This window comes from Marinomonas spartinae (assembly GCF_900089775.1).
Taxonomy (GTDB): domain Bacteria; phylum Pseudomonadota; class Gammaproteobacteria; order Pseudomonadales; family Marinomonadaceae; genus Marinomonas; species Marinomonas spartinae.
The window spans coordinates 164,466-183,174 of sequence record NZ_FLOB01000002.1 but is presented as its reverse complement, the minus strand read 5'-3'; the positions used below and the strand labels follow the sequence as shown (position 1 = coordinate 183,174).

Genomic DNA, 18,709 nt, shown 5'->3' with positions numbered 1-18,709 from the left:
GGCAAGCTAAGACTCACCTGATGTTTTAGGGGCTGTTTCATTTGCTTGATTAGGAGACGCACCAAAATCATCGCGCTTTTCACCTTCTTCGGAAGAAGGTTTTGTCTCCGGCTCTGCATCGGCAACGACTTCTTTTGTCTCACCATTACCATTAGATGAGTCACCGTGAGTATCAGACCAACCTTCTGGCGGAGATGGCTTCTTACCATCCATGATCTCTTTAATCTGCTTAGCATCGATGGTTTCATATTGCATCAAGGCTTCCGCCATCACATCCAACTTACTACGGTTGTCAGTTAGAATCTGAGTTGCCTTCTCGTAACAGCGATTAATGATATCTTGTACTTCCACATCAATGATTTTACCTGTCTCAGGCGAGAAATAGTTTGCCTTACTGCCCGTCGGACCAGAGATATAGCTACCACTATTATCATCTTCCTCATAAGCAAAGGGTCCCAGTTTTTCTGACAAGCCCCACTTAGTGACCATATTACGAGCAATACTGGTTGCACGTTCAATATCATTAGACGCACCAGTCGAAACGCCATCAAAGCCGTGGATCATTTCTTCTGCAATACGACCACCATACAAACTGCATACTTGACTTTCAAGCCCTCGCTTGCTGACACTGTATTTATCCTCTTCAGGCAAATACATCGTCACCCCAAGCGCACGCCCTCGAGGTATAATCGAAACTTTGTAAACAGGATCATGTTCAGGCACCAAATAGCCAATAATAGTATGACCTGCCTCGTGATAAGCCGTATTCAGCTTATCCTCTTCTTTCATTACCATGGTTTTGCGCTCAGCACCCATGAGAATTTTATCTTTTGCTAACTCTAACTGCTCCATATTAACCAAGCGACGGTTAGAACGTGCCGCAAATAGAGCTGCCTCATTGACAAGGTTTGCTAAGTCCGCACCTGAAAAACCTGGCGTACCACGAGCGATATTTTTTGGTTCCACATCATCATCACAAGGCACTTTACGCAAATGTACTTTGAGAATCTGTTCACGACCGCGAATATCAGGCAAACCAACCTGTACTTGTCGGTCAAAACGGCCGGGGCGAAGTAATGCAGGGTCCAATACATCGGGACGGTTTGTCGCCGCAATCACGATAATACCTTCGTTCCCCTCAAAACCATCCATCTCAACCAACAGCTGGTTCAAAGTTTGCTCACGCTCATCATTACCACCACCCATGCCGGAGCCACGGTTACGACCAACGGCATCAATCTCATCGATAAAGATAATACAGGGCGCATGTTTTTTCGCTTGTTCGAACATATCACGAACACGCGAAGCACCCACACCAACGAACATTTCAACAAAGTCAGAACCAGAAATAGTGAAGAAAGGTACTTTAGCCTCACCAGCAATAGCTTTTGCCAACAAAGTTTTACCCGTTCCTGGCGGCCCACACATCAAAATACCGCGTGGAATTTTACCACCTAAGCGCTGGAACTTGCTTGGCTCACGCAGGAAGTCAACCAACTCTTCGGTGTCCTCTTTCGCCTCATCACAGCCAGCAACATCAGCAAACGTTGTTTTGATTTGATCTTCAGGCAAAAGGCGTGCTTTAGACTTACCAAAAGACATCGGACCGCCCTTGCCACCGCCACCGCCTTGCATTTGTCGCATGAAGAACATAAAAATAGCCAAAATAAGCAGTATCGGGAAACTCGCAACCAATAGTTGCGTCCAAATACTTTGTCTTTCCGGCATTTTACCTTCAACAACAACCTTGTGGCTTAACAAGTCGTCCATCATTTTTGGATCTTGAGCGGCCGGCCGCACGGTTTCAAATGATTCACCGTTGCTGCGTGTACCATTAATGGTATAACCACTAATCACCACTTTCGCTATTTGTCCATCATTCACTTCCTTAACAAACTCAGAATACGAAATTCTGTTTGTATCGGATGATGAGTCAAAATTGTTAAAGACAGTTAGCAGCACAGCGGCTATTACTAACCACAACAAAATATTTTTTAGCATATCGTTCAAGAGCACACCTCTTAACGGTTAGAGTGAGTATTCTAAGTATAACACTAGAACACCATTATTAACCTTTGTATTGTCTTCCTAATAAATAAACTTCGCGGCTACGAGCGCGCGAGGCATCCGGTTTTCGTGTTACAACTGTTGCAAACTGCGCTCGCATTGCTTTTAGGTAATCATCGAACCCTTCACCCTGAAACACCTTCACAAGAAAGTTTCCTCCAGGGCGCAACACCTGAGCCGCCATATCCAAAGCAAGTTCCACAAGATACATTGCCTGAGGCTGATCCACAGCGTTATTACCACTCATATTGGGGGCCATATCTGAAATTACAAGATCTGCTTTTTTATTGCCAATCGCTTCCAGAATCGCCTCATAGACCTCCTGCTCTGTAAAGTCTCCTTGCACAAAGTCAACACCAGGTAATGGTGCCATTTCCAAAATATCCGATGCGACGATAGTTCCTTGGTCACCAATTAGTTTCGCGGCAACTTGGGACCAGCCTCCAGGAGCTGCACCTAAATCTACCACCCGCATTGCTGGACGAAAAAGCTTATCTTTATCATTCAGCTCAATGAGTTTATAACTGGCTCTGGAACGATAACCATCCTGATGTGATTTTTTGACATAAGCATCGTCAAAATGTTCTTTCATCCAACGGTCACTACTTTTTGATCTTGCCACTGTTTCATCATACCTAAATCAGTCAATATTCCGCTATAATATCGCTTAACCTCTAAAGCCTCCAATAAAGAGGGTTAACTAAGATGAGAAATTTTTATTATGAGTCTGTCAAACGCACAAAAAAAGCAATATCGCTTAATTGGTCATTCCCTTAATCCTATTGTCATGGTAGCAGGTAACGGTTTAACAGAACCGGTATTAACAGAAATTGACCGCGCCCTAGAAGATCACGAGCTAATCAAAGTCCGCATTAGCATAGTTGATCGCGAGGCGAGAAACGCTATTATTGCTGAAATAGCCAAAGTTATGAAAGCAGAAGTCGTCCAAACGATCGGCAAAGTGGTACTCTTCTACCGCGCCGCACTAGAAACCAACGTTAAGCTTTCTAACTTACACCGTTAAAATACCGTCAAGGGATAGTCTGTTTTGATTAAAAAACAAACTATCCCTAAACTCTTCAATAAAAAAGCCGATATCCTCCTATAACTGGATCTTATTAAGATAGGTGTTTATCAATGCTATTTATTGACGCGTTAAGCCGCTCTGGAACACTGCCCAACAAAACAACTGTCATCAACAAAGAGAAGTTACGCTATAACCGCTCTTCTAAAGACTCTGTCGACTTAAGCAGTGCCGCCAACGAAGTGAAAGAAATTCATCTCGATAGCCGCCATAAATTCCCTCTAAGCGCTTCTTCCAGTATTTTTGCCAATCTGATTGAGCACATTATCAATCACATCTTCGACACACAACTAACCGTTTTATCCCCTGAAGAACTCAAGTTTGATAACAAAGATTGGCAGTTGTATTTGCAAGTCCCCCCCAGCATTGCCATAACAGAACAGACTAATAGCAGTTATCAAGAACCCGCCATACAAAAACGCCCGCAAACAAAACAGCTAACGTTCCGTATACCTGTTAAACCTCACTACGGCAACCCTGTCGAGATGACGGTGTTACTGTCTGCCCATAGAGGGTCACCAGGCATCCCCCCCCTATTTTCATCTCTGCCCAAAGAAAATACGCTAGCCATATTAAAAACCCCTTATTTACCTGAGTTCCTCGCCCAACAAATAACGCACTATCATATTTTCCTCGACCAAGACGGCGAAGAAGACCAATTATCACCACTCTATCCATATAACGTAGCAAGCAATGATCACTTAAAAAATATTCCAGAAGAATCGGCTAAAAATTTGCTTGGTCTAAGGCTGTGGCGCGCCAAGGGCGACACCCTTCAACCTGCTCTTTTAGCAGACACTAAGATCGGCCTACTGTTCGTTGGACACTACCAACCCATTATTGGCAAGGTAACTAATCCAGAAGAACAACGACTTAAAGAAAAAAATCTATCAATAAAGGCCTAGCACGACCAACACAATACAAGCTGTAGAATAAAAATCGTCTGTTACCAACACTTACTCGTAGGACTTACTCATTATTACTCCTCTAGAAGTTATATTGAACGTTGGGTTGTGCTAGGCACTTTTCAACAGGAAGTCCTCCATCGAGCAATTCGTTCTCGCGCCCCCATCACGAAGACAAAAAACACAGGAACAAAAAAGATAGCTAATAAGGTCGCACTAATAATGCCACCAAGTACTCCTGTGCCAATAGCCCGCTGCGTTTCAGCACTGGCACCGGAAGCTACCACAAGAGGCACAACACCTAGACCAAAAGCCAATGATGTCATCAAAATAGGACGTAACCTAATACGAGCAGCAGTAGCAGCCGATTCAATCAAGCCTTTGCCTTGTTCATGTAATTGCTTAGCAAACTCCACTATTAATATGGCGTTTTTAGCCGAAAGACCAATGACAGTAATCATGCCCACCTTGAAAAAAACATCATTAGGCATATCTCGAAGCAAAACAGCAACGACAGCTCCTAATAAGCCAAGTGGCACAACCAAGATAACAGAGAATGGAATCGACCAGCTCTCGTATAAGGCAGCCAAGACCAGAAATACCACGAGCATAGATAACGCCATTAACAACGGCGCTTGGGATGACGACTGGCGCTCTTGAAGTGACTGGCCGCTCCAAGCGACAGCAAAGCCTGCGGGCAATTGCCTCACTAAGCGCTCCATCTCTTGCATAGCAGCACCACTAGAAAAACCCGCTGCTGCCGCCCCCGAAATACGGACTGACGGAAACCCTTGATAACGAGTCAACTGCAAAGGAGTTTCTCTCCAAACGGGCGTCACCACTTCAGACAAAGGCACCATGCCACCGCGAACATTACGCACATACAACTTGAGCACATCTTCTATTTGCATCCTTGCCGACGTATCGGCTTGAAGAATCACTTGCTGCATGCGCCCAGCATTAGGAAAATCCCCCACATACGTAGACCCTATCGCCGAGGAAAGCGTTTCACTAATACTATTAAAAGGAACCCCCATTGCTTCTGCCTTCATCCGATCAATATTCAACCGAATACTAGCCCCAGCGGGTAAACCATCTGGATAGACCCCTGTCACAACGCGACTTTTTGCAGCCAAGGCAAGCAGCTTATCCTGCGCGGCTTTCAATGCCTCATACCCTCGATTAGAACGATCCTGTAAACGCATAGAGAAGCCCGAACTGGTGTCCAACTCATCAATTGTTGGAGGCATCGAGCTCATGACGGTTCCCTCTGAAATATTTGCCATAGCCTTCTGAGCCAACGACACCTCTTCCTGTAAAGTCGTCTCACCTCGTTGCTTCCAATCTTTTAACACAGTAAACGCCATGGCAGCATTCGAACCTGAGCCAGAAAAACCAAAACCCATGATCGATAGATTAGACGCTACATCAGGACGAGAAGCGATATACTTTTCAAACACTTTCACTACATCCAATGTCCGCTCCGTGGTCGCATTTGCAGGTAATTGAATCGTCGTCATAAAGTAACCCTGATCTTCTTCCGGCAAGAATGACGTCGGCAAAATTCGCAACGCAACAAGCAACAGTCCAGTGATAATGACGAAAAGTATCATCATTCGCCCCGTTCGAGTCAGCAGCTTAATGACTCTAGAGACATATCCCTTCGTCATACCATCAAACTTTCGATTAAACCAACCAAAGAACCCCGATTTCTCAAGAGGCTGCTGGACATTTGGTTTCAGTAAGGAAGCACACAAGGCTGGTGTCAATGTCAAAGCCAAAAAAGCAGAGAACAAAATAGATACCGCCATCGACAAAGTGAATTGCTGATAGATGACACCAACCGATCCACTGGCAAAGGCCATAGGGATAAACACCGCAGTCAACACTAACGTAATACTAATGACCGCACTGGTTATCTCTCTCATCGCTTGGATAGTCGCATCCTTGGGACTAAGACCTTCTTCATGCATAATCCGCTCGACATTCTCCACCACCACAATAGCGTCATCAACAATAATACCGATAGACAGCACCATTCCGAACATGGTTAATACATTGATCGAAAAGCCTGTCAGCAGCATGATGGCCAATGTCCCTAACAAAGCAATCGGCGCCACGATAGCAGGAATCAAGGTACAGCGGACGCTCTGCAAAAACAAAAACATCACTAGGAATACCAACACCATCGCTTCAATCAGGGTATGGATGACTTTCTCAATAGACACTTTAACAAATGGTGCCGTGTTAAAGGGAATGGAATAACTCATACCGGCAGGCATGGTACGAGCCAACTCTTGCATACGAGCCAGCACTTTATTAGCAGTGCTAACGGCATTTGCCCCTGGCGCTAATTGAATGGCCGCCGACGTAGCCACTTTGCCATTTTCACGATTACTAAAGCTATAAGATTGGGCACCCAGTTCAACCCTCGCAACATCCCTTAGCAAGATTTTTGAACCATCGGGACGCGCTCTTACGACAATATTGGCGAACTCTCCTGGCGAACTCAATTGCCCCTGAATTCTTAACGGCACGGTCACTCTCTGTCCACTGCTAGTAGGAGATGCCCCAATGCTACCGGGCGCAATTTGTACATTCTGCTGAGTAATCGCTGTCGTTAGATCCGTCATGGTCAAACCAAAAGACGTTAACTTACTTGGATCCACCCAGATTCGCATAGCCTGCTCAGAGCCAAACAATTGCACCTTCCCCACTCCACCTATACGACGGAGTTCCTCCAACAGATTGCGTGCCATATAGTCGCTTAGCTCAGTCTCTGTATAACGCCCATCATCAGACTTAAGACCTACAATCATAAGGAAGCTAGATGTAGCCGACTCGACACTTAAGCCATTTTGACGAACAGTCTGCGGCAAACGCGCTTCAATCGCCTTAATCTTGTTTTGCACATCTACTTGGGCCAAGCTAGGGTTAGTCCCTGGCTTAAATGTCACTGTAATAGAAGCGGAACCTGAACTATCGGCCGAAGACTCGAAGTACAACATATTCTTAACGCCAGACAGTTCCCGCTCAATCAAACTCAGCACAGCATCATTCATTGTTTGAGGGCTCGCCCCTGGGTAGTTCGCGGTGATACTAACCGATGGTGGAGCAATCGATGGATAACGGGCGATCGGCAATTCTGGAATCGCCAACACACCACCTAAAATAATAAATAAAGCAATAACCCAAGCAAACACAGGGCGATGAATAAAAAACTGAGCCATAAGTGAATTTCCTGTAAATTTAGTGGGCGAAGCCAGAGGCTGACTGATTCAAGCCCCATTGCTGTTCACGAACCTTTACCCCCTCAGTAAGTCGATCCATCCCTTCGACGACAATTTTTTGCCCTGCTTTCCCCCCTGCTGCTAAGCGGTAATAACGATCAACCAACTCCCCAAGCTCGACTTTGATTAGATGGGCCTGTTGATTTTCATCGATAACCCACACTCGAGATTGTCCTTCAAAATGCACTATCGCCTGTTGTGGCAACATTAAAGCTTGGTCGTAATGACTCCGCTCAACTTTAGCTTGCACAAACATACCTGGTAGAAGCCGCTGATTAGGGTTGCTTACCAACACCCGCAGCAACACATCCCCAGTCCCTGAGTCAACGCTGATACCGGAAAACATGATGCGACCCGTTCCGTAAGGTTCAGCGCCAGGTCGTAAAATCGATACTGTAAGACCGCTTTCTACCCCCTGTTTCGTCAAGGCTTTCCGCAATGGCTCAAGAGAGGACGCAGGTCTACGTAAATCTAAATAAACTCGATCAATCTGTTGAATTCGCGCCATTGGACTGGCATCTGTACGGCTAACCAAAGCCCCCTCTGATACCAAAGTCTGATCAATACGGCCTGAAATAGGCGCTTCCACTGTGGCAAAGGTTAGATCAAGCTTGCGGCGTTTTAGTGTCGCTCGCGCTTGTTCGACATCCGCTAATGCTTGATCTCGTTTGAATACTTCATCGTCGTATCGTTGACGGCTAATGGAATTGGATTTGAGTAATGAGCTCAACCGCACTACTTGCGCTTGGGCATAAGCCAAAGCTACTTCTGCCCGTTTGAGAGTCGCTGCAGCCATATCGACCTCTGCCAAAAAAGGCGCTGGATTAATTTGATATAACGGCTGACCGGCTTTCACCTGACTGCCCTGATCAAAAAGCTTCTTTTGCACAATGCCACTAATCTGAGCTCGGATTTCAGCAATGCGAACAGGTGCTACTCGACCTGGCAACGTCTCGGTTACTGTTAATGATTGTGGAACCAAAGAGATTGTTGATACTAAAGGGGCAGGTACTAAAACTCGTTGATCTGATTGAGATTGATCACATGCACAAAGAATGAGAGCAAACAAAACAACCACGCCATAACGAGTACATCTAAAGCAACACTTCATCGAAAATCCTTTACCTTCTCGGGCGTAAACATGGAATAATCTAAATTTTACTTTTACTGAATGGAGCTATGACCGAGAATGTGTGTAGGTTTGATGGAGATAGATACTTTTTCATGAATAACGTGATAACAGATTCAGAAACCTTAACCCCCCCTAAAGTAACCATACTGATTGCCGAAGACGATCTTGAGATTACAGAGATTCTGACAGCCTATTTGGAAAAATCAGGCATGCATACCTTGCACGCCGCCAATGGCCTTCAAGCTCTCGAATTTCATTCGACCTATCAGCCCGATATCGTTCTACTGGATGTACAAATGCCAAAACTGGATGGCTGGCGCGTGCTGACTGAAATCCGCCACCGTGGTAATACGCCTGTCATCATGCTCACCGCCATGGATCAGGACATAGATAAACTCATGGGCCTCCGTATCGGTGCGGATGATTATGTCGTCAAACCCTTCAACCCCGCTGAAGTCGTGGCACGAACACAAGCGGTATTACGCCGAACCATGGCGACAACGGAGCCTCAAACACAACAAGTTCTGAGGCTAGGAGCACTACAGATTGACATAGAAAACCACTCTGTCTTAGTGGATCAAGGAACAGGTCCCCTAGAAATCACATTAACACTAACCGAATTTAAGTTATTAGCCTTGATGGCTCGTGCCCCAAAACGCGCTTACAGTCGAACGGAACTGTTGGAAAACTGTTTACCAGAAGGGGACACACTCGAACGTACAGTGGACAGTCATATCAGCAAACTAAGAAAAAAATTGGAACAGGCTGGAGTACACGACACTCTTGTTGGGGTGAGGGGTATTGGCTATCGTTTTTGGGATAGAAAATGAGAATCGTCGGACTAAGTGGCAAAATAATCGCCTCAATGATCGCCATTACCTTGCTGGCGATCTTACTCGTCTTTTTCACTTCCTATCTTTTTTATTATCTAATGGATACCTTTTGGCCCAATTACGTCTTTGAAGACAGCTTTCTGCCAGAAGGGCCTGAGCTCATCTGGGTAGCTGTTACCATTATCATAACTCTGTCAATCGCTATCGCTGTTGCCGTACATCTGGCCCGTCAAATATTATCCCCTCTCGAATCCGTCACCAAAGGGATTCGCCAACTTGCTGCCGGGGACTTATCCGCCAGAGCCACGCCGTTTAGTAATACGAAAAACGAAACCAATCAGCTAGTCCGTGATTTTAATTTGCTTGCTGAAAAACTAGAGCAAATGACCGATGAACAAAAATTCTGGAACGCTGCCATTGCCCATGAATTACGAACTCCCATCACTATTTTATATGGCCGCTTACAAGGACTTTTAGATGGCGTCTTTACGCCAGATAATCACCAATTTCGCAGCTTACTTATGCAAGTTGATGGTTTAAAAAACCTAGTTGAAGATTTACGTGTCGTTAGTCTAGAAGAAAGTGGGCATCTCAATCTAAGGACACAGGACGTTAACCTTAGTGCCGAAATCACTGCGGTGGTTGAGTTCATGAAAGACGCCCTAGCTAAGGCACGTCAGCAGGTAAAACTCGACTTAACTGTCACTAACGCCTTCTGCGACCCGATTAGAATCCGCCAAGCGCTCATTGCTTTACTTACCAATGCTATCAAACATGCCATACCGGGCACCATTAGCATTCAAACATATATCCAGCAAAACACCATTATCCTAAGCATCGAAGATGAAGGTCCCGGCATTCCAGACACGCTGGTACCCCATGTCTTTACCGCCTTTAAACGCTCACAGGAAAGCGAAACAACAGGCAGCGGTTTAGGGTTAGCTGTAGTTGCTGCAATAGCAAGAGCACATGGTGGCGACGCCAGCTGTCATGCAACCGAACAAAGTGGCACTCGTTTTGAAATGCGTTGGCCATACAAAAGCATAATTTAGAGAATAAAAAAACCTCTTGTACCCAGTAGCACAAGAGGTTCTTAATAATCGTCCTTATCGAACGCTAAATACTAAAGCTCGCCCCACACCCACAAGTTGATGTGGCATTAGGATTGCTGACAGTAAACCTTGAACCTTCTAGGTTTTCCTTATAGTCCACTTCCGCTCCAACCAAATATTGAAAGCTCAAGGGATCCACTACTAGAGTGACTCCGTCCCGATGAACCTTAGTGTCATCCTCTTGAAGCTCTTCATCAAATTCAAAGCCATATTGAAAACCTGAACAACCACCTCCTGTCACATATACTCGCAACATCAGACGATCATTTTCTTCTTCTTCAATCAGAGTTTGCAACTTAGCTGCTGCTGCCGATGTAAACTCGATGGGGTTTGCCGATTCAACAACGCTCATCTTGATACCACTTTACAGAATAATTAATTAGGTGAATTATCCTCTTAACCTAGTATTTTAGTCAAGTATAGATCAGTGTTCACGAGTTGCACGGAAGGTCACTTCAGGCCACTTCTCTTCCGCCATCATCAAGTTAACGCGGGTTGGCGCCAAATAGGTTAAATGCCCTCCGCCATCAATTGCCAAGTTATCTGCACATTTACGCTTAAATTCTTCAAAGCGTTTTGGATCATCACAATCCACCCAACGTGCGGAGTTCACATTCACCGCCTCGTAAATACACTCGACTTTATATTCGTCTTTTAAACGGTAGGCCACCACTTCAAATTGTAGCTGCCCCACCGCCCCTACAATCAGCTCATTGTTACGCTGTGGCATAAACAACTGAGTAGACCCCTCTTCAGACAACTGCTGTAAGCCTTTTTGCAAGGCTTTCATCTTCATTGGGTCTTTTAAACGTACGCGGCGGAACAGTTCTGGCGCGAAGTGAGGAATACCCGTGAATTTCAAATCTTCACCTTCGGTAAAAGTGTCACCTATTTGGATCGTTCCATGGTTATGCAGACCAATAATGTCGCCAGAAAAGGCTTCCTCCACACCTTCACGATCACCGGCGGTAAAAGACACCGCATCGGTCACTTTAACGTCCTTACCCAAACGGCAATGGCGCATTTTCATCCCGCGAGTATAGGAACCGGAGCAAACACGCATAAAAGCGATTCGATCTCGATGCTTTGGATCCATATTGGCTTGAATTTTAAAGACAAACCCTGTGAACTTTTCTTCCGTCGCTTCTACCTTACGTGTATTGGTTTCACGATCAATTGGCGCGGGCGACCACTCAACAAAACCATCTAACATTTCACGCACACCAAAGTTAGATAACGCCGTACCAAAAAATACCGGCGTTAGCTCACCCGCCAAATACGCCCCATGATCAAACTCATGACTTGCGCCACGAACTAACTCGATTTCATCAACATAAGCTTCCCAATCATCCCCGAGCAATGCTTTGGCTTCATCTGATTGCAAACCTTCAATACGAATATCGTCCATTAAAGTATGACCACGGCCACGCACAAAAACATGAATTGTATCCGTGTATAGGTTATACACGCCTTTAAAGAAGTCGCTCATACCAATAGGCCAGGTAATGGGTGCCGCCGCAATTTTTAGCACCTCTTCTACCTCATCTAACAACTCAATGGGATCTCGAATATCTCGGTCCATTTTGTTAATAAAGGTCAGAATGGGCGTATCACGAAGACGACAGACATCCATCAACTTAATTGTGCGATCCTCTACCCCTTTAGCACCGTCAATGATCATTAAGACCGAGTCAACAGCGGTTAAGGTGCGGTAGGTATCTTCCGAAAAGTCTTCGTGTCCAGGGGTATCCAGCAAATTCACCATGCGATCTTTGTATGGAAACTGCATTACAGACGAGGTAATAGAGATACCACGCTGTTGTTCCATCGCCATCCAGTCAGAAGTGGCATGTTTATCGCCCTTGCGACCTTTAACGGAACCAGCGGTTTGAATTAATTGCCCTAAAAGCAACAACTTTTCCGTAATCGTCGTTTTACCAGCATCAGGGTGCGAAATGATCGCAAAGGTACGACGTTGTTCAACTTGCTCAAGTAACTCTGTATTTGACATGGGTAAGAATCTTCTAATGTAACGCAGACTGGTGACACCTACTTTCAACAATAGGCAAGACACAAAGCTGGAAGGTTAATTTTCAATGGTGCTATTTTCACCGATCTTAGCGCCAGACACAATAAAGCCATCGAAGATTCCTTTAACCTCACATAAATCTCTGTAGACCCAAGCATAAAAAAGGAGCCATGTAGGCCCCTTTTTGACTTATTATTTTGCTATCCGTGAGTTATGACTCAATCACCTTTTGCTCATCGGATTGATCACTATGACCCTCAAACTGCTTACGCTTAGGAAACACTCTTCTCACCAAGACAAAGAACAAAGGCACAAAGAAAATGGCCAAAACAGTGGCAGTCAACGTGCCTCCAACAACACCAGAGCCAATAGACTGGCGACTATTTGCACCAGCCCCGGTAGACATTGCCAGTGGTAAGGTACCCATAATAAATGCGGCAGAGGTCATCAAAATAGGTCGTAAACGCAACCTCGCCCCTTCTATTGCTGCATCCCAAGCACTCTTACCTCTACTATAAGCCGCTTCCGCAAACTCAACGATCAAAATAGCATTTTTAGATGACAGACCAATGGTTGTCAGCAACGCCACTCGAAAATACACATCGTTTTCCAGATTCATTAAGTGGGCAGCGATAGTCGAGCCAATGACTCCCAGCGGAACCACAAGAATCACAGAGAAAGGCACAGTCCAACTTTCATAAAGTGCAGCCAGACATAGGAAGACCACCAAGATGGAAATCCCGTAAAGCATCATCGTTTGTCCGCTAGACGCTTTCTCTTGATAAGATAGGCCACTCCATGATCCAGTAGCCCCCGGCGGCAATTGACTAACTAGCTTAGAAATCTCATCCATTGCCTGACCAGAGCTTACCCCTGGCGCCCCTTGCCCCTGAATCTCATAAGAAGCCAAACCGTTAAAGCGGTTCAAACTTTGAGGACCATAAGTCCATTTTGCATTGGCAAAGGCAGAAAATGGCGTCATGGTATTATCCTTACCACGCACATACCAATGGGCTAAATCAGAAGGCGTACTACGATATTTTGCTTCCCCTTCGACATATACCTTTTTAACGCGCCCACGATCAATAAAGTCATTCACATACTGACCAGACCAAGCAGCGCTGAGCGTTTGACTAATGTCATTCAACGACAGCCCTAATGCCGACGCTTTAGAACGATCAATATCAATATGCAATTGCGGTGTCTCAGGCTGCGAACCTAAACGAACACCGACAAGAATTTTGCTGGCCCTCGCATTCGCTAACAACTCATTACGTAATTTCAGCAGGGTTGCTCGGGAGGTTCCCGGAGCCGCCTGTAACTCAAAGGTAAAGCCATTACTTTGACCTAGGCCACGAATGGAAGGAGGGATCAAAGTATAGATTTGGGCATCAAGGATACCAGCAAAAGCAGGATACGTTCTCGCCGCAATCGCCGACGCACTATCCCCTGGGCCTGTCCGTTTTGACCAATCTTTCAACGCAACAAAGGCTAAGCCCGCATTTTGCCCAGACCCGGAAAAGTTGTAGCCGGATAGAGTAAACACATATCTAACATCTTTCTTTTCATCCACCATAAAATGATGCTCAATCTGTTTCATCACATCATTCGTTCGACTGATAGAAGCTCCTTGAGGTAAGTTTACCAGTACCATAAGATCTCCCTGATCTTCGGTCGGAATAAAGCCCGATGGTAAATTCATCATCAAGTAAATCAAGCCCGCAATAATGGCAAAATAACCCAGCATCCAACGAACAGGCTGTTTTACCAAACGCGTTACTCGGTTTGAATAACCTGTCGTAGCACGATCAAAGTTACGGTTAAACCAGCCAGCTAATCCTGTACGTTTTACATGGTGATTTGACTTTAACAGCGTCGCACAAAGTGCCGGAGTTAGCGTCAAAGCAACCACAACAGATAATGTCATTGCCGACACAATGGTGATCGAAAACTGTCGGTAAATAACCCCTGTTGATCCTGAGAAGAAAGCCATTGGCAAAAACACAGCCGATAACACAACCGCGATACCAATCAAAGCACTGGTAATTTCCCCCATCGATTTGATCGTGGCTTCCTTCGGAGACAGTCGCTCCTCTTCCATTACCCTCTCGACGTTCTCCACCACAACAATCGCATCATCCACGAGGAGACCGATCGCCAGCACCATGCCAAACATTGTCAAGGTGTTAATCGAGAAGCCAGCCAGCTCCAGCACCCCAAAGGTACCCAACAAGACGACAGGAACGGCAATAGCAGGAATCAACGTTGCACGCCAATTTTGCAAGAAGATAAACATGACGATAACAACCAGAGCGATGGCTTCAAAGAGCGTTTTCACCACTTCTTCGATAGACAGCTTAATAAACTCTGTATTGTCGACGGGATAGGCTAACTTGTAACCATCAGGCATCGTACTTTCGAGGCCATTCATTACCTTTTTCACTTTTTCAGATGTCGATAATGCATTCGCTCCTGGCGACAACATGACCGCTAAACCAGAAGCAGGATGACCATTCAAACGTGAAATGTAAGAGTAGTTTTCACTACCTAACTCGACTTTTGCAACATCTTTTAAGCGCACTGTCGCGCCATTTTTATCATGAGTAAGAATGATATTTTTAAATTGCTTGACCGTGGTAAATTTAGACTGTGCAGTCACTGTCACGTTTAGTTCTTGACCTTTGACTGCGGGTTGATCCCCTAAACCACCAGCAGCAATTTGCACGTTTTGCGCTTTGATGGCATTTTCCACGTCCGATGGCATTAATTTATAAGAGGCCAACTTAAGAGGATCCAACCAAACACGCATGGCATATTGGAAACCAAATACCCGAACATTCCCCACTCCATCCACACGGGCAACAGGGTCTTGTATATTGGAAACCAAGTAATCGGAAATATCACCAAACGTATGCTTATTCTTACTGTCATAAACCGCAGCAACGAGCAAAAAGTCTGACATGGTTTTTTGCACCGTTACGCCATTTCGCTGAACGGCCTCAGGCAAACGGGATGTCACTTGCTGAATTTTATTTTGCACCTGAACTTGAGCAATATCAGGGTCTGTCCCTTGCTTAAAGGTCACCGTAATATCTAATCGACCTGAGGAGGAACTAGAAGAAGAGAAGTACAACAAGCCACTTAGCCCGGTTAACTGCTCCTCTAATATTTGCGTGACACTTTTTTCTAGCGTTGCAGCCGATGCCCCTGGGTAAGTAGCCGTGATACTTATCGCTGGTGGCGCTACATTAGGATACTCCGCTATAGGCAGCTGGGTAATGGACAAAATACCTGCGAGCATAATGGAAATGGAAATCACCCAAGCAAAAACCGGACGATTTACAAAAAAACGAGCCAACATAAATTCTCTTCCTTAATTCGATGAAGAATTGGTAGCAGCGTTTGCTGGAGAGACAGTATCTGTCTCACGGTTAAAATGAACGTTAACGGTCGTGACACTACTACCGGGATGAATTTTTGCTGACCCTTGCATAACCACCTTATCGCCAGCATTAATCCCTTTTGTCACTAACCACTCATTACCAATGGCTCGCTCTGTCGTAATAAAACGTTTTTCAATTTTACTGTTTCCATTCACAAGGTAAGCATACGCATTGCCTTTGACATCATGGAAGACAGCTTGTTGAGGTACTAGAATAGCCGCATCAAACGTCGCTTGATGAATAGTTCCTCGAACAAACATACCAGGAAGCAGCACATTATCTGGGTTCGGGAACACGGCACGTAATGTCACACTCCCCGTTGATTCATCGACATTAATTTCACTTGATTCCAGCACACCCGCGTGACTGTATTTTGAGCCATCTTCCAATACCAAGGTTACCTTATTAGTGCCTTTCTTCACGCCAGGCTGAGATAACAAGTTACGCAATTTTAATTGCTCTAAGCTGGTTTGCGCCAAATCCACATAAACAGGATTTAACGAACGAACCGTCGTCATGACACCTGCTTGATTGGCCGTCACTAAAGCCCCAACGGTGACTTGAGAAATACCAATTCTTCCACTGATTGGTGACGTGATTTTTGTATGGGACAAATTAATTCGAGCATTTTGCAGGGCAGCTTCTGCACCTTTTTGTGTAGCTTTTGCCTCTAAATAAGCCACATGAGCATCATCTAGATCTTGTTGAGACACGTTATTCTGTTTGCGCAGCAAGGTATAACGTCGATCTTTAAGCTCAGCTGATTTTAAACCCGCATTGGCAGACTCCAAATTAGCTTGCGACTGCCTGACAGTAGACAAATAAGAGGAGTCATCAAGTTGATAGAGTACTTGTCCGGCTTTGACATTCTCCCCTGCTTTAAACAAACGCTTCTCAATAATTCCCCCTACTTGAGGCCGAATCTCTGCCACTAAACTCGATGACGTACGCCCAGGAAGCTCTATATTCAATTCAACGTTTTTCTGAGGCTCGATAGTCAATACTCCAACCTCAACCTTTGGTTCCCCCTGATGTGAGCCAGAGGGAGCCGTTGCCTTTTCTTGGCAACCAGCAACAAATAATGCGATAAGTAACGCACCAGAAGCATATTTAAATTTTGACAACATCTAGGGTTTTTCCTTAAGATTCATTGAGAATGAACGTTCATTCTCACTATAATATATGCTAACCTTTCAATATACCGTGCAAAAGTGCAAAAAAATGACATTCAACTTTTCAAAATCTCTCAGTGATGAACGCCGTCAGCAAATTCTTGACGCTACAGAACAAAACGTTATTCATAAAGGCTTTCATAAAACCAGCATGCAGGCGATTGCCAAATCTGCCAAACTCAGTGTTGGGCAAATCTATCGCTATTTTAATGACAAAGATGACATTATATGCGCACTGGTTGAACAGACCACCAAAAGACACTTAAGTTTTATGTCTGAGTTTTTAAATAAAGAAAATTGGCTGACTCGGCATTTCAGTGAAGACAACGAAGAGATCCATTGCATTCGCATTATGACGCTTGAAATCAAGGCAGAGGCATCGCGCAATGCGACGATATCGAAGATCTGTAAAGAAATGAACCAACGTCTTCGATTAAGAGCCACTGATATCATCATGGAAAAATCACCAAGCCTAAGCAAAGCAGAAGCCGTTGCTCGAGTTGAAGCGTTATCCATCTTAGCAGAGGGCATGTTATCCGAATGGGATTACACAACCCGACCTTTTACTCAGGAAACGATTAAACTCTACAACACCCTGCTAGACAGCATTTTACCAGATTAGCCTTGAATTCTTTTCTAGGGCTAACCCTCTTCTTTTCTTGTAAAGCAAACTAGTCCGTTTCAATGGTTTTTAAATATCACCTTAATCTGCTGCCATCGGCTCACTAGCATCGCAACAAAGATCAAGAAACAACCAAACACCTGACCGACACTCATTAACTGTGCAAACCAGATAGAAGCAAATAAAGCGGTCCAAACTGGCTCTAAATTCATGATTACAGCCGCGTGACTTACTGGCGTCAAACTTTGCCCGTAGGTTTGTAGCAAAAATCGTAAACTTGTTGCGATTAAAGTACTCGCTAGAAACCAACCTACCACATTCGTCGGCAAAACATGAGGCACTGTTTCAGTAAGTAAAGAAATAGTGAGTAAAAACACCCCAGCTACTCCCAATTGTATGGCCGTAAGTACCAGCACAGACATTCGAGTGGACTGTCTGGATAACAGATTAAACTGAAATGCCGACATCACTGCCGTGGCCAAAAAAAACAACTGCCCCACTTCAAACTTCAGCCCACCGTCTAACGCTAAAAAGGCTAATCCAATTACCGCAATAGGAAGCGCAACCCAAATACTATTTGGAGGCTGCTCTTTAAATAAAAGCTTGGCGACGATGGGAACCAAAACCACACCTAGGCTAGCAATAAACGCACCAACTCCCAACTCTTGGGTTTTTGATAATCCTTCCACCCAAAACATCATCGTAAGCCCCATTACGCCACCAACGAATAGAGCCGGCCTAATGTCTCGCCATCGCATCCTAACAAAGTACTTACGCCCAGCAAGCACCAAAACAAAGCACGCAACTAAAAAGCGCATCCCCATAAAAAACAAAGGCGGCAGTCCCGTCAAGGCTTCTTTAGAAAAAATCCAACCAAAGCCCGCTAGAATAGTCACTAGGATCAAAATTAGCTCAGCCTTGAAATGCGCCCCTTGCTTCAACATATTGCCTTTTTAAAAAGATATAACATCTTAAAAACACGAAAAACCACCGATTAAGGTGGTTTTTCTCTTAAACATT

14 protein-coding genes are annotated in these 18,709 nt (G+C 44.9%); 5 read left to right on the top strand and 9 right to left on the bottom strand.

Translation table 11 applies throughout. From position 1 onward, the window contains the following. Positions 1-6: 6 nt before the first annotated feature. Both ftsH and rlmE read right to left on the bottom strand, forming a co-directional pair. Positions 7-2,001, bottom strand: a complete 1,995-nt coding sequence (gene ftsH / locus MSP8886_RS04890) for an ATP-dependent zinc metalloprotease FtsH (RefSeq protein WP_245659054.1) — start codon at positions 1,999-2,001, stop codon at positions 7-9. Positions 2,002-2,068: 67 nt separating this feature from the next. Next, positions 2,069-2,689 (bottom strand): 23S rRNA (uridine(2552)-2'-O)-methyltransferase RlmE, encoded by a 621-nt coding sequence (gene rlmE, locus MSP8886_RS04885; RefSeq protein WP_083200830.1) that lies wholly within the window; start codon positions 2,687-2,689, stop codon positions 2,069-2,071. 99 nt (positions 2,690-2,788) lie between these two features. Here rlmE and yhbY point away from each other — a divergent pair, with 99 nt between their 5' ends. Continuing rightward, positions 2,789-3,091 carry a ribosome assembly RNA-binding protein YhbY gene (gene yhbY / locus MSP8886_RS04880; RefSeq protein ID WP_067013341.1) on the top strand — a complete coding sequence of 101 codons (303 nt, stop codon included), beginning with the start codon at positions 2,789-2,791 and terminating at the stop codon, positions 3,089-3,091. 113 nt (positions 3,092-3,204) lie between these two features. Next, the gene (locus MSP8886_RS04875; RefSeq protein ID WP_067013339.1) at positions 3,205-4,056 is read left to right on the top strand and encodes a hypothetical protein; all 852 of its coding nucleotides are present in this window, start codon (positions 3,205-3,207) and stop codon (positions 4,054-4,056) included. Positions 4,057-4,178: 122 nt separating this feature from the next. Here MSP8886_RS04875 and MSP8886_RS04870 read toward each other — a convergent pair whose 3' ends face one another. Together MSP8886_RS04870 and MSP8886_RS04865 are read right to left on the bottom strand one after the other, a co-directional pair. Continuing rightward, a complete protein-coding gene (locus MSP8886_RS04870; protein WP_067013337.1) occupies positions 4,179-7,286 on the bottom strand; it encodes a multidrug efflux RND transporter permease subunit in 3,108 nt (1,035 codons plus the stop codon). 19 nt (positions 7,287-7,305) lie between these two features. Further along, positions 7,306-8,457: an efflux RND transporter periplasmic adaptor subunit gene (locus MSP8886_RS04865; RefSeq protein ID WP_067013335.1), complete on the bottom strand. Its 1,152-nt coding sequence runs from the start codon at positions 8,455-8,457 to the stop codon at positions 7,306-7,308. A 113-nt stretch (positions 8,458-8,570) separates the two neighbouring features. Between MSP8886_RS04865 and MSP8886_RS04860 the strand changes: the two genes are divergently transcribed. Both MSP8886_RS04860 and MSP8886_RS04855 read left to right on the top strand, forming a co-directional pair. Beyond that, positions 8,571-9,308: a response regulator gene (locus MSP8886_RS04860; RefSeq protein WP_067013333.1), complete on the top strand. Its 738-nt coding sequence runs from the start codon at positions 8,571-8,573 to the stop codon at positions 9,306-9,308. Beyond that, on the top strand, positions 9,305-10,363 hold the full coding sequence (locus tag MSP8886_RS04855) for an ATP-binding protein (RefSeq protein WP_067013331.1): 1,059 nt from the start codon (positions 9,305-9,307) through the stop codon (positions 10,361-10,363). The genes MSP8886_RS04860 and MSP8886_RS04855 overlap by 4 nt, the downstream gene beginning before the upstream one ends. A 64-nt stretch (positions 10,364-10,427) precedes the next feature. Here MSP8886_RS04855 and erpA read toward each other — a convergent pair whose 3' ends face one another. The 4 genes from erpA to MSP8886_RS04835 all read right to left on the bottom strand — a co-directional run bounded on the left by erpA (position 10,428) and on the right by MSP8886_RS04835 (position 17,022). Beyond that, positions 10,428-10,775, bottom strand: coding sequence for an iron-sulfur cluster insertion protein ErpA (gene erpA, locus MSP8886_RS04850; RefSeq protein ID WP_067013329.1), 348 nt, complete (start codon positions 10,773-10,775; stop codon positions 10,428-10,430). 72 nt (positions 10,776-10,847) lie between these two features. Then, positions 10,848-12,434 (bottom strand): peptide chain release factor 3, encoded by a 1,587-nt coding sequence (locus MSP8886_RS04845; RefSeq protein WP_067013327.1) that lies wholly within the window; start codon positions 12,432-12,434, stop codon positions 10,848-10,850. Positions 12,435-12,663: 229 nt separating this feature from the next. Continuing rightward, on the bottom strand, positions 12,664-15,813 hold the full coding sequence (locus tag MSP8886_RS04840; RefSeq protein ID WP_067013325.1) for an efflux RND transporter permease subunit: 3,150 nt from the start codon (positions 15,811-15,813) through the stop codon (positions 12,664-12,666). 12 nt (positions 15,814-15,825) lie between these two features. Then, a complete protein-coding gene (locus tag MSP8886_RS04835; RefSeq protein WP_067013323.1) occupies positions 15,826-17,022 on the bottom strand; it encodes an efflux RND transporter periplasmic adaptor subunit in 1,197 nt (398 codons plus the stop codon). A 94-nt stretch (positions 17,023-17,116) separates the two neighbouring features. On the opposite strand from MSP8886_RS04835, the gene MSP8886_RS04830 reads away from it, so the two are divergent. Continuing rightward, entirely contained in the window at positions 17,117-17,689 is a 573-nt protein-coding gene (locus MSP8886_RS04830) for a TetR/AcrR family transcriptional regulator (RefSeq protein WP_067013321.1), read from the top strand. A 59-nt stretch (positions 17,690-17,748) separates the two neighbouring features. Here the strand turns inward: MSP8886_RS04830 and MSP8886_RS04825 are convergent, their stop codons facing one another. Further along, positions 17,749-18,633 (bottom strand): DMT family transporter, encoded by an 885-nt coding sequence (locus MSP8886_RS04825; RefSeq protein ID WP_067013319.1) that lies wholly within the window; start codon positions 18,631-18,633, stop codon positions 17,749-17,751. Positions 18,634-18,709 lie beyond the last annotated feature (76 nt).